Origin of the sequence: Erythrobacter sp. QSSC1-22B (genome assembly GCF_001678665.1) — a bacterium.
Taxonomy (GTDB): domain Bacteria; phylum Pseudomonadota; class Alphaproteobacteria; order Sphingomonadales; family Sphingomonadaceae; genus Qipengyuania.
In genome coordinates this window covers 75,272-87,933 of sequence record NZ_LZRP01000008.1, presented here as the reverse complement: position 1 = coordinate 87,933, position 12,662 = coordinate 75,272, and the positions used below count along the sequence as shown (strand labels likewise).

At 66.2% G+C, this 12,662-nt stretch carries 8 protein-coding genes; 5 read left to right on the top strand and 3 right to left on the bottom strand.

Going from position 1 to position 12,662, the window contains the following annotated elements:
- Positions 1 to 8: 8 nt before the first annotated feature.
- From A9995_RS13295 to A9995_RS13285, 3 genes are all read right to left on the bottom strand, one after another.
- Positions 9 to 458 carry a MaoC family dehydratase gene (locus A9995_RS13295; RefSeq protein ID WP_067613812.1) on the bottom strand — a complete coding sequence of 150 codons (450 nt, stop codon included), beginning with the start codon at positions 456 to 458 and terminating at the stop codon, positions 9 to 11.
- A 103-nt stretch (positions 459 to 561) separates the two neighbouring features.
- A complete protein-coding gene (locus tag A9995_RS13290; protein ID WP_067613810.1) occupies positions 562 to 1,956 on the bottom strand; it encodes a putative O-glycosylation ligase, exosortase A system-associated in 1,395 nt (464 codons plus the stop codon).
- Positions 1,949 to 2,143: a hypothetical protein gene (locus A9995_RS13285; RefSeq protein WP_067613808.1), complete on the bottom strand. Its 195-nt coding sequence runs from the start codon at positions 2,141 to 2,143 to the stop codon at positions 1,949 to 1,951. Before A9995_RS13285 ends, A9995_RS13290 begins: the two co-directional genes overlap by 8 nt.
- Positions 2,144 to 2,244: 101 nt before the next feature.
- Here A9995_RS13285 and A9995_RS13280 point away from each other — a divergent pair, with 101 nt between their 5' ends.
- From A9995_RS13280 to A9995_RS13260, 5 genes are all read left to right on the top strand, one after another.
- A complete protein-coding gene (locus tag A9995_RS13280; protein WP_067613806.1) occupies positions 2,245 to 3,516 on the top strand; it encodes a TIGR04063 family PEP-CTERM/XrtA system glycosyltransferase in 1,272 nt (423 codons plus the stop codon).
- A 37-nt stretch (positions 3,517 to 3,553) separates the two neighbouring features.
- Positions 3,554 to 4,891: a hypothetical protein gene (locus A9995_RS13275; protein WP_067613803.1), complete on the top strand. Its 1,338-nt coding sequence runs from the start codon at positions 3,554 to 3,556 to the stop codon at positions 4,889 to 4,891.
- A 201-nt stretch (positions 4,892 to 5,092) separates the two neighbouring features.
- Positions 5,093 to 9,748, top strand: coding sequence for a glutamate synthase large subunit (gltB, locus tag A9995_RS13270; RefSeq protein WP_067613801.1), 4,656 nt, complete (start codon positions 5,093 to 5,095; stop codon positions 9,746 to 9,748).
- A 97-nt stretch (positions 9,749 to 9,845) separates the two neighbouring features.
- Positions 9,846 to 11,282 carry a glutamate synthase subunit beta gene (locus A9995_RS13265; protein WP_067613800.1) on the top strand — a complete coding sequence of 479 codons (1,437 nt, stop codon included), beginning with the start codon at positions 9,846 to 9,848 and terminating at the stop codon, positions 11,280 to 11,282.
- Between the two features lie 126 nt (positions 11,283 to 11,408).
- Positions 11,409 to 12,662 (top strand): carbohydrate porin, encoded by a 1,254-nt coding sequence (locus A9995_RS13260; protein ID WP_067613798.1) that lies wholly within the window; start codon positions 11,409 to 11,411, stop codon positions 12,660 to 12,662.

Sequence of the window (12,662 nt, the reverse complement as noted above, 5' to 3'; positions counted from 1 at the left end):
GGGCGCGATCAGACGAAGAACTGCATGATCCATTCGGTGATCAGGGCGGGCTTGTCCTCGCCTTCGATCTCGATGGTGATCTCGCTGGTCTGCTGCCACTGGCCGGGGCGCTTCTCGGTCAGATCGACCAGCTTCCAGTGGCCACGGATGCGCTTGCCCGATTTCACCGGGCTGATGAAGCGCGTCTTGTTGCCACCGTAATTGACGCCCATTTTCACGCCATCGACCTTGGGCAGGTCGGAATTGGCGGACAGATAGGGGATCATCGACAGGGTCAGGAAGCCGTGGGCGATGGTCCCGCCGAACGGGGTCAGCTTGGCCTTTTCCTCGTCGATATGGATGAACTGGTGATCGCCGGTCGCCTCGGCGAACTGGTTGATGCGCTCCTGGCTCATCTCGGCCCATTCGCTGGTGCCGAGATGTTCGCCGGCCTTGGTTGCCATGTCCTGCGGGGTCATATGCCTCTCCTCTGAATACGCAAATTGCGCGCGGGAAGCCCCACGCGGTCGCGGATCGTCATGGCGGATGGCAAAGGCGCGCGCAACCGCGCGAATGCTGCCCTTACGGCAAGGCGGGGTCGCGTTGCGGCGGGTCACGCCGGCGCCGCGCACGCTTGGCCTCGCGACCGCTGTCGGATTCCTGCGGCTGCGCCGATTCGCGCCGCGCGCAATAGGTCCACAATGCGATCTGCAGCCCAAGGAACAGATAGATTACCGGCTGATAGGCGATTCCCTGGAAGGTTGCGCCGACCAGATAGACGATCTGCGCCGCCTGCAGCGCGCTGGCGAGATCGGCCTTCCATGCGGCGCGTGGCCCGTCGCGCTTGCGATAGCGGCGGCGAAGTTTCTCCATCTGAATCAGGCCGGTTATCTGCAGCGCGATCCAGATCAGAAAGCCGGGATAGCCCTGTTCGCCGAGCAGCTCGAAATAGGCCGAATGGAACGCGCGGCCCTTGTCGGTGACCTCGACATAATCGACCGCGATCGAATTGCCCTGCTGGGTCCGCACCGGCATCATATAGGTGAAGCTGTTGGCGCGGTAGGCATCGAACCCGCCCCCGAGCGGGTGCTCGGCGACATAGTCCAGCGTCCAGTTCCACACCGCGACCCGGGTCGACGCCGAGGCATCGCCATCGTGACTGCCGATGGTGGCCATGCGTTCGTAATAGCTTTGCGGCAGGAATGGCAGCGCCGCGATAGCGAGCACGCCGGCGCCGAGCAGATAGAGGATGCGGTTCTTCACATCGCGCAGCATCAGCACGCCCAGCACCGCGATACACACCAGCCCGGTGCGCGCCTCGGTCCCCACCGGGATCAGCAGGCAGGAAAAGATCACCCCATAGCCGAACAGTTTCACCCGCCAGTCGGGAAGGAAGATAGTGCCGTGCTTCATCAACCACAGGACCAGCGGGATCGAGCCGATCGAAACCGTGGCCAGGGTCGAGCTTTCGTAGATGCCCGAATTGTCGTTGACGAAGAAATAGAGGCTTTCGTAGCCGCCCCCGCCGAGCACGGTCTTCATCCCGGTGGCAATGACGATCGCACCCAACGTCAGCACGACGGTCACCAGCAGCGCTTCCATCCGCGTTCTGGTGGTGAGCGTGAATGGCAGGAAGATCGCAAACACCAGCGCTTTCCACACCCAGCTCCATTTGTGCGCCGCCTCGACCGGAAAGGCGGATAGCGTGGTGGTAAAGGCGCAATAGAGCAGCAGCGCCACCATCAGCCCCTGGCGGTAGTGTATCCTCGTCTCCTTCTTCGAATCGGTCAGCAGCCAGCCGGCAAAGGCAGCGCAGAATGCAATCAGCGAGATCGGGAGCGCGGGCGAGAGCGTCCAGCCGATCTTCTGCGGCGCGAGGATGTCGATATAGATATAGGCAAGCACCCACAGAAAAGGGCGCGCGATCCCAAGCGCCAGAAACGCCAGGACGAATGCGAAGAGCGCCAGATCAAGCATTGCGCCGCCGCTTTCGCGCCGCGCGTCGCGCCGCGGCGCCGCTCACGGGCGGTTGTGCAGGTGCGACGGGCTCCGGTTCTTCGTCGGAGACCGGGGGATCGATATCGACGTCCTCGCGCCCGATCAGCCGCAACAGCGCGATCAGCAGCAGGCCGTGGGTCAGGGCAAGGGCGAAATAGTCGATCAAATACTGCGTCTCTTGCAAGGCGCGGTGTGCGCGCGGTCGGCCCCGCCCTAGGCCATCGCGGTTGACGGGGCGTTAAGCCTGTTGTGCAACAGCATAGCCCGATGACCAGAGTTCTGCATATCCTCGACCACTCGCTGCCGCTGCATTCCGGCTACACCTTTCGTACGCGCGCGATCATGAAAAGCCAGATCGCTGCGGGGATGGAGGTGCGCGGGCTCACAGGGCCGCGGCAGGGCGGCGATGCCTCCGCGATGCCTTCCGAGGGCGTAAGCATGGAAGAGGCCGAGGGGCTGACCTTCTTCCGCGCGCCGACGCTGCCCTCGGGCCCGCCGGGCTTTCGCGAATGGCCCGGTGTTCGCGAATGGAACGAGATCGAGGGCTTGCGCCGGGCCATCGAACAGGCAGCGCACAGCTGGCGGCCCGATATCATCCATGCGCATTCGCCCGCGCTTACCGGCATGGCGGGCCTGCGCGCCGCGCACCGGCTCAACCTGCCCTTCATCTATGAAATCCGTGCCTTCTGGGAAGATGCCGCGGTCGGCAACGGCACCGGCCGGCCCGGATCGCTCAAATACCGGCTGACCCGCGCGCTGGAAAACCGCGTAGTCGCGGGGGCGGATGCGGTGTTCACCATTTGCGAAGGCCTGCGCGACGATCTGGTCGCGCGCGACCACGATGGAGGCAAGATCGGGCTGTCGCCCAATGGCGTCGATCTGGCGCTGTTCGGCGATCCGCCAGTGCGCGACGATGCGCTGGCCGACGAGCTGGGGCTGGATGGCGGCCCGGTGATCGGCTTCGTCGGCAGTTTCTACGATTACGAGGGCCTCGACGATCTGATCGCTGCGCTGCCATTGCTGCGGGCACGCCATCCGCGGGCGCGGCTGCTGCTGGTCGGCGGCGGACCAATGGACGAGGCCTTGCGCGCGCGCGCCGCCGCCAGCCCCGCCGCCGATGGCATCGTCTTTACCGGCAGGGTCCCGCATTCCGAGGTGGAGCGCTATTATTCGCTGATCGACGTGCTCGCCTATCCGCGCAAGCGCAGCCGTTTGACCGATCTGGTCACGCCGTTGAAGCCGCTCGAGGCGATGGCGCAGCAGCGCATCGTCGCGGCATCCGATGTCGGCGGGCATCGCGAGCTGATCGAGGATGGCCGCACCGGGATATTGTTCCCGCCCGACGATCCGCAAGGTTGCGCCGATGCGCTCGCCGATCTGCTCGATTCCCGCAGCGAATGGGACGCGATGCGTGAAAGGGCCCGAGCGCAGGTTGCAGCGCATCACGACTGGGCGCATAATCTTCATCGTTATCAGGCCGTTTACCTAAGCCTGCTAGGGCGCAAATCGGACAAGAACCTCTCGCGTACCGCCCGATAGCGGTATCCTGAGGCATAACAAAGAGAACGACGCGACTATGGGCGCCAGCCGCACCACCAAACCGTTTACCGCGCATCCGGCCTTTCCGGTGATCGTGGCGCTGTGGTTCGCCGCCCTGCTCGGGCTGGGCACCTTCGTCGTGCCGCCCGCGAATTTCGAAGGGCTGGTGGTGGGAACCGGGCTCGCCAATCTGGTGCCCGCTGCCGCACCGCCGCTGGGCGACACCGCGCGTCTGGCCATCAGCGCTGTCGCCGCGTTGCTCGGTGCGCTGCTGGGCTTGGCAATCGCGGCGCGTGTCCGCCGGGTGCAGGCCGCAGGGCAGACCACAGCGCAGACCCAGAGCGAAGCGGCCGAACCGGCACAGGATTCTCCCTGGCTCGCCGATGACGACGAAACGACGATGCAAGAAGTGGCCGAAGAGGCATCCACGGACATGGCCGGTCGCGACGATTCGGCGACAGGCGAGGGCACCGGCGAGACCGTGGGCGCGGTCCCGGCGCGGCTGGCCCGACGCCACAGCCTGAGCGAACGCGAAGAGCCGCTTCCCGAGGAGCAGATCACCGAGGAGCAGGCTGCCGAAGAAGGGCTCGCCGAGGACCCGGTCGAGCGCATCCTGCAGGCAAGCGAAATCCGCCTTGAAGACGCAGCCGAAGCGGAAACCGTCGCCGCGGAAGAAACCGAAGCACCTTCGGCCGACGGGGATGACGATCTGGACCGCTTCGCCGCCGATCGGCTGGTCGCCGGGCTCCCCCGCGTCCAGCGCCGCAATTTCGACGAGGATCCGCTCGAGGACTGGTCCCGCGCCGAACCGGTTGCCGAAGAGCACGAACTGGAACCCAATCTCGAAGCCTGGCCGGAGCCCGAGCACGAGCACATTGGCACCGAACCGCGGGATACCGATCGGGAAGGTCCCGATTTCGATGAGCCCGATTTCGGCGGGCCTGATCGCGAAGGACCTGAGCGCGACGGGCCCGAACTGATCGAGGAAGCCGAATACGAAGATATTCCCGCCGAACCCGAGCCCCGGTTCGACGAGGATCCGCGCTCGGCAGACCCCGCCGAAGCGCCGGAAACCCTGCAATCGCCGCCGCGCGATCTTGCGGCGGCTTCGCTCTCCGAACTGGTCGCCCGTTTCGATGCCGCGCTGGCCGCGCAGCGCTCGCGATCGGCTTCGGACCTTGCAGCCCCCGCGGACCCGCAGCCTGCATCCGGCCCCACAGAACAGTCCGGCGATCCGGTGATCGCCTTCCTGCGCCGCGAAGCGGACCGCGATCGTGGTGCGCCCGGTGAACCGCGCAACGAGCAAGCCGACGACCCTCGTGCCGGGCTGCGCAACGCGCTCGACAAGCTCGACAGGGTCAGCCGCAAGTCCTGAGCAGCGCACAGTTCGGCAAGGCTGTTACGCAAAACTTGCCGGACACGAAACTTTCCTTCGCCCCTCGCGGTTGCAAAATCGCATTCGCATTGTCATGACGGTGCCTCACGACAATCCGGCAGCGCTGCGACCGGCGCGCCAGCAGTCAGGTCCCCCGGAAGCCCCGCGCTTCCGACGGGCCGGACGGTGTGAAGGAAGCGAATGACTCTATCGGCCCCCCCGCCCGCCGGCGGGCTCTACGATCCGCGCAACGAGCACGACGCCTGCGGCGTCGGCATGGTCGCGCATATCCGTGGCGACAAAAGCCATTCGATCGTCACCCGCGCGCTGGAAATCCTCGGCAACCTCGATCATCGCGGCGCGGTCGGCGCCGATCCGCTGCTCGGCGACGGCGCGGGTATCCTGTTGCAGGTTCCCGACCCGCTGTTCCGCAAATGGGCGCAAAGCGAAGGCATCGACCTCCCCTCACCCGGCGATTACGGCGTCGCGCAATGCTTCCTGCCGCGCGAGGGCGAGGCGGCCACATTCGTGGTCGACCAGCTCGAGAAGTTCGTCGTCAAGGAAGGCCAGCGCGTGCTCGGCTGGCGCGATGTGCCCACCACGCACGAGGGCCTGGGCCAGGCGGTGATCGATTCGATGCCGATCATGCGCCAGTGCATCGTCGGGCGCGGCCCCGACTGCGCCGACCAGGATGCCTTCGAACGCAAGCTGGTCGTGATCCGCAAGCAGACCCTAAACCCGCTCGCCCGGCTGGCGGAAAAGCACGGCATCCCCGGCCTGACGCAGGCCTATATCCCGAGCTTCTCGAGCCGCACCATCGTTTATAAGGGCCTGCTGCTCGCGCATCAGGTCGAAAGCTTCTACAACGATCTGCGCGATCCCGACTGCGTCTCGGCGCTCGGCCTCGTCCATCAGCGCTTCAGCACCAACACCTTCCCCAGCTGGCGGCTCGCGCACCCCTATCGCTTCACCGCGCACAACGGCGAGATCAACACGGTTCGCGGCAACGTCAACTGGATGAACGCGCGTCGCCGGACGATGGAAAGCGAGCTGCTCGGGGTCGATCTCGACAAGATGTGGCCGCTGATCCCGCATGGCCAGTCGGACACCGCCTGTCTCGACAACGCGCTCGAGCTGCTGCTGGTCGGGGGCTACAGCCTCGCCCATGCGATGATGATGCTGATGCCCGAAGCCTGGGCGGGCAATGCGCTGATGGATCCCGCGCGGCGCGCCTTCTACGAATACCACGCCGCGCTGATGGAGCCCTGGGACGGGCCGGCGGCGGTGTGCTTCACCGACGGGCGCCAGATCGGCGCCACGCTCGATCGCAACGGCCTGCGCCCGGCGCGCTATTGCGTAACCAAGGACGACCACGTCATCCTCGCCAGCGAGAGCGGCGTGCTGCCGATCGACGAAGCGGACATCGTACGCAAATGGCGGTTGCAGCCGGGCAAGATGCTGCTGATCGATCTCGACGAAGGCCGCATCATCGAGGATGCCGAGCTCAAGGCCGAGCTGGCGGCGGCGCATCCTTACGAGAAATGGCTCGAACAGGCGCAGTTCAAGCTCGAGGACATCGAGCATATCGCGCCCGAGCTGTCGGAGTTCCCGACGGCCACCACCACGCTGCTCGATCGCCAGCAGGCCTTCGGCTATACGCAGGAGGACCTGACGCGCTTCCTCGAGCCGATGGCGGAATCGGGTCAGGATCCGATCGGTTCGATGGGAACCGACACGCCGATCGCTGTGCTGAGCGACCGTCCGCGGCTGCTCTACGACTATTTCAAGCAGAACTTCGCGCAAGTCACCAACCCGCCGATCGATCCGATCCGCGAAGAGCTGGTGATGAGCCTGCTGTCGATGATCGGCCCGCGCCCCAATTTGCTGGGCCGCGACGCCGGGCTGCACAAGCGGCTCGAGGTCAGCCAGCCGATCCTCACCAATGAGGATCTTGGGAAGATCCGTTCGGTCGAAGCGGCGCTCGACGGGGCGTTCCGCACTGCGACGATCGACTGTACCTGGGACGCCGCATCTGGCGCCGGGGGTCTGGCGATGGCGATCAAGGAGATGTGCTGGGCCGCGACCGAGGCAGTGCTGCAGGATCACAACATCCTGATCCTGTCGGACCGACTGCAGGGCCCTGACCGCATCCCCATGCCTGCCGCGCTGGCCACCGCCGCGGTCCATCACCAGCTCACCCGCCAAGGTCTGCGGATGCAGACCGGGCTGGTGGTCGAGACCGGCGAAGCGCGCGAGGTCCACCATTTCTGCGTGCTGGCCGGCTACGGCGCCGAAGCTATCAACCCCTATCTCGCCCTCGAGACGCTCGAGAGCCTGCGCGCCGACCGGCTGCCCGAACTCGCGCCCGAAAAGGTCCGCGACAATTACGTCAAGGCGGTGGGCAAGGGCATTCTCAAGGTCATGTCCAAGATGGGCATCTCGACCTACCAATCCTATTGCGGAGCGCAGATCTTCGACGCGGTCGGGCTGTCGAGCAGTTTCATCGATGCCTATTTCACCGGCACCTCGACCACCATCGAAGGCGCCGGGCTCGAACAGGTCGCCGAGGAAGCGGTGCGGCGCCACGCGATGGCCTATGGCGATGCGCCGATCTACCGCACCATGCTCGATCCCGGCGGCATCTACCAATACCGTCTGCGCGGCGAAGACCACGCCTGGACCCCCGAGACGATCGCCAATCTCCAGCACGCGGTGCGCGGCGAAAAGCCCGACAATTACGCCGCTTTCGCGAAGGCCATCAACGAGCAGTCCGAACGGCTGCTGACGATCCGCGGGCTGATGGAATTGCACACGCTCGACCAGCCGATTCCGCTCCACGAGGTCGAACCCGCCGCCGAGATCGTCAAGCGCTTCAGCACCGGGGCGATGAGCTATGGCTCGATCAGCCGCGAGGCGCACACCACGCTGGCGATCGCGATGAACCGCATCGGCGCGCGTTCGAACACCGGCGAAGGCGGCGAAGAACCCGACCGCTTCGTCCCCATGGCCAATGGCGATTCGATGCGCAGCCGGATCAAGCAGGTCGCCAGCGGCCGCTTCGGAGTAACCACCGAATATCTCGTGAATTCCGACGATATCCAGATCAAGATGGCGCAGGGTGCCAAGCCCGGCGAGGGCGGACAATTGCCCGGCCACAAGGTCGACAAGACCATCGGCAAGGTGCGCCATTCGACCCCGGGGGTGGGCCTCATCTCGCCGCCGCCGCATCACGACATCTATTCGATCGAGGATCTCGCGCAGCTGATCCACGACCTCAAGAACGTCCAGCCCGAAGCGCGGATTTCGGTCAAGCTGGTGAGCGAGGTCGGGGTCGGCACGGTCGCGGCGGGGGTCTCGAAGTGCAAGGCCGACCATGTCACCATCTCGGGCTACGAGGGTGGCACCGGCGCTAGCCCGCTGACCAGCCTGACGCATGCCGGCAGCCCGTGGGAAATCGGCCTCGCCGAAACCCAGCAGACGCTGTTGCTCAACGATCTGCGCAGCCGCATCGCGGTGCAGGTCGATGGCGGCCTGCGCACCGGGCGCGATGTCGCGATCGGCGCGCTGCTGGGCGCAGACGAATTCGGCTTCGCCACCGCGCCGCTGATCGCCGCGGGCTGCATCATGATGCGCAAATGCCATCTCAACACCTGCCCGGTGGGCGTGGCGACGCAGGATCCGGTGCTGCGCAAGCGCTTCACCGGCACCCCCGAACACGTCATCAACTACTTCTTCTTCGTAGCCGAGGAACTGCGCCAAATCATGGCCGAGATGGGCTTCCGCCGCGTCGAGGACATGATCGGCCGGGTCGATCTGATCGACACCCACCGGGTCGCGCGGCACTGGAAGGCCAAGGGTGTCGATCTGTCGCGGCTGCTTGCCTCGGTCGAGCGCGTACCCGATGCGCCGCTGCGCCAGACCGGAACGCAGGACCACGGGCTCGGCGCGGCGATGGACCGCGAACTGATCGCGGCCTGCCAGCCCGCGATTGTGGACGGCAAGCCGGTGGTCCTCGAACGCACGGTCCGCAACGTCAACCGCAGCGTCGGGGCGATGCTGTCGGGCCGGATCGCCGAGGCGCATGGCCATCGCGGGCTCGCGCCCGACGCCATCCGCATCTCCCTTACCGGGGTCGCCGGGCAGAGCTTCGGCGCCTGGCTGGCGCATGGCGTCACGCTCGAACTGACCGGCGATGCCAACGACTATGTCGGCAAGGGGCTCTCGGGCGGGCGCATCGTGGTCAGGCCGCCGCAGCACGTGACCCGCGAGGCGAGCGACAACATCATCGTCGGCAATACCGTGCTCTACGGCGCGATCGCCGGCGAGGCCTTCTTCGCCGGGGTCGCGGGCGAACGCTTCGCGGTGCGCAATTCGGGCGCCGTCGCGGTGGTCGAGGGGACCGGCGACCACGCCTGCGAATATATGACCGGCGGCGTGGTCTGCGTGCTCGGCCCGACGGGGCGCAATTTCGCCGCGGGGATGAGCGGCGGCGTGGCTTATGTCTACGACCCCGACGACAGCTTCACCGCGCTGTGCAACCGCGCGCAGGTCGATATCCGTCCCATCGAGCCGGGCGAAGGTCAGGGTGCGCAGAACAGCTGGGGCGAGCCACAGCAGCGCGCCCGCTCGGTCGAGGACACAGGCATGGGCGACCCGCTCTATCACGATGCCGCACGGTTGCGCGTGCTGGTCGAGCGACACCTGCTGCACACCGGCTCGGCGCGGGCGGATGCCTTGCTGGCCGATTGGGACTCTGCGCTGCGGCAGTTCAAGAAGGTGATGCCGCTCGATTACGAGACCGCGCTGCAGGCGCTGGAGGCCGAGCGCGAGGAAGCGGCGATGGAGGCGGCGGAATGATGCTCTCGATCATATCCCACCCAGGCATCGTCATTGCGAGCGAAGCGGGCCGAAAGCGGCCATCGGCCAACCAATCCAATCCATCCGGGAGCATCTGATGGGCAAGCAGACCGGCTTCCTCGAATACGCGCGGCGCGACCGCGACTATCTCGAACCCGCCGAGCGGGTGAAGAATTACGACGAATTCGCCGTGCCGATGGGAAAAGCGGAACTGCGCGATCAGGCCGCGCGCTGCATGGATTGCGGGATTCCGTTTTGTCATACCGGCTGCCCGGTCAACAACATCATCCCCGACTGGAACAACCTCGTCTACGAGGACGACTGGCGCAACGCGCTCGATCTGCTCCATTCGACCAACAATTTCCCCGAATTCACCGGCCGCGTCTGCCCCGCGCCCTGCGAGGCGGCCTGCACGCTCAACATCGTCGACGCCCCGGTTACGATCAAATCGATCGAATGCGCCATCGTCGATCGCGGATGGCAGGAAGGCTGGATCCAGCCGCAGCTCCCCGAGCGGCAGACGGGCAAATCGGTGGCGGTGATCGGCAGCGGCCCCGCCGGGCTCGCCTGCGCGCAGCAATTGGCGCGCGCGGGCCATGCGGTGACGGTGTTCGAGAAGAGCGACCGGATCGGCGGGTTGCTGCGCTACGGAATTCCCGACTTCAAGATGGGCAAGCAGCACATCAATCGCCGCGCGGTACAGATGGAGGCCGAGGGCGTCCATTTCCGCATCGGTGCCGAAGTCGGGGTCGAGATCAGCTTCAAGGCGCTGCAAGACAATTTCGACGCGGTGGTGCTGGCCGGCGGTGCGGAAGAACCGCGCCAGTTGCAGATCCCCGGCGCCGAAATGCCGGGCGTGCGACTGGCGATGGAATTCCTCACCCAGCAGAACAAGCGCAACGCCGGCGACGACGAGCTGCGTGCCGCGCCGCGCGGGACGCTGTCGGCCACGGACAAGCACGTTATCGTCATCGGCGGCGGCGACACCGGATCGGACTGCGTCGGCACCTCCAACCGCCAGGGCGCCAAGAGCGTTACCCAGCTCGAGATCATGCCCCAGCCACCCGAGCACGAGGACAAGGCGCTGACCTGGCCGGACTGGCCGCTCAAAATGCGCACATCCTCGAGCCACGAGGAAGGCGCGGAGCGCGACTGGGGCGTGCTCACCAAGCGCGTAGTCGCCGAAAACGGCAGCATCTCGGGGCTCGAATGCGTCCGTATCCAATGGAATGGCGGGAAATTCGAGGAAGTGCCGGATAGCACCTTCACCCTTCCTGCCGACCTCATCCTGCTGGCGATGGGCTTTACCGGTCCCAAGCGGCGCGGGCTGCTCGACCGGGCGGGGGTGGCGCTCAACGATCGCGGCGCGGTTGCCGCCGATACCGACAGCTACGTGACCAGCGAGCCGGGGGTCTATTCCTGCGGCGACATGCGGCGCGGGCAGAGCCTGGTGGTCTGGGCGATCCGCGAGGGCCGCCAGTGCGCGCGTGCGGTGGACGAGGCGCTGATGGGGGCAAGCGAACTGCCGCGCTGAGGGCAATGGCTCCGATATGATCCCGATGCCTTGCCAACCGGTGGGGGTCGGCTAGTTTCGCAGCGACGGAATGCGGGCAATCACTGCTCCGGCCGGTCTTGTGGGGGGGACGCAATGCGACACTGGATGGGCGCGCTGGCCGCTGGCGGCCTGGTGCTTGGCGGTTCGTTGCCGGACAACGCACACGCGGCGACGCAGGATCAGGCAGTCGCCGATCCTCTCTCCGATCCCGTCGTTGAAACCGCGACCGTTTCACCGCAGCCCCTTGACCCGCCAGCGCGCGCCGATCCCGTCAGCATCAGGCTGGTCGCGGCGCAGTTCCTCGACATGCCATTGTCGGGTGATTCGCCCGGTGATGTCGAATACGGCCTCAAGCTCGATGCCTATATCGACCTCAAGGGCAGCCTGTTCGGGCTCGACGATACGTTCTCGCTCCACATCCATCCCGAGATGCGGCTGGGCGAATCGAGCAATGGCGAGATCGGGCTGCTGCCGACCAACAGCGCGCTGTTCTATCCCGCCAGCGAGGGCGAACAGTTCGACCTTTCGGCCAATCTCACCAAGACCTGGCGCAGCGGCACCTCGCTGACCGTGGGCAAGGTCAATGTTTTCGATCTTGCGGCGCAATTGCCGATCACCGGCGGCGGCGGGATCGAGGGGTTCCAGAACCTCTCCTTCGCGCTTCCGCCCAGCGCCATCGTGCCGGGATCGCTGGTCGGCGCGCTGCTCAATGTACCCACCAGCAAGGCGCTGTTCCGGTTGTGGGTGTTCGACCCCAATCTCGCCTCGCGTCGCAGCGGCATTCCGACGCTGTTCGAGGATGGGGTGGGCATGCTCGCCTCGGTCACAGTGCCTGCAAAGATCGGCGGAAAACAGGGCTATTACGCGCTCAAACTCGCCGCCAGCACCCGGCGCGGTATCAGCAGCCGCGCGCTGCCGCCCGTGCTGATCCCTGCGCCCGGATCGGGTTTCGGCGAGAGCCGGGGCGAATTCGCCGCCATTCTCGCAGCCAGCCAGTATCTCGCCGGGGGACCGCGCGATCCGGGGGGCGGGATCGGGGTGTTCGGCCAAGTCTATCTCTCGGCGGGCGATCCGACCTTTCTCGATGTCAGCGCGCAGGCCGGGATCGCGGGCAATCCGCCCGGTCGCCCGCAGGACCGCTTCGGGCTGGGCTGGTTCCGCTATTCGCTGACCGACGGTCTGGTCGATGCGCTCGCCGCGCGCGTCCCGCTGGAGGACGAGGAGGGCGTTGAGGCATTTTACACGCTCGGCCTCAACGAGACTTTCCGGCTCACCGCCAACCTCCAATTGATCGACAGCGCCATCGCCCCGCGCGATACGGCGCTGCTGGCCGGGCTGCGGCTGGTGACCGCGTTCTAG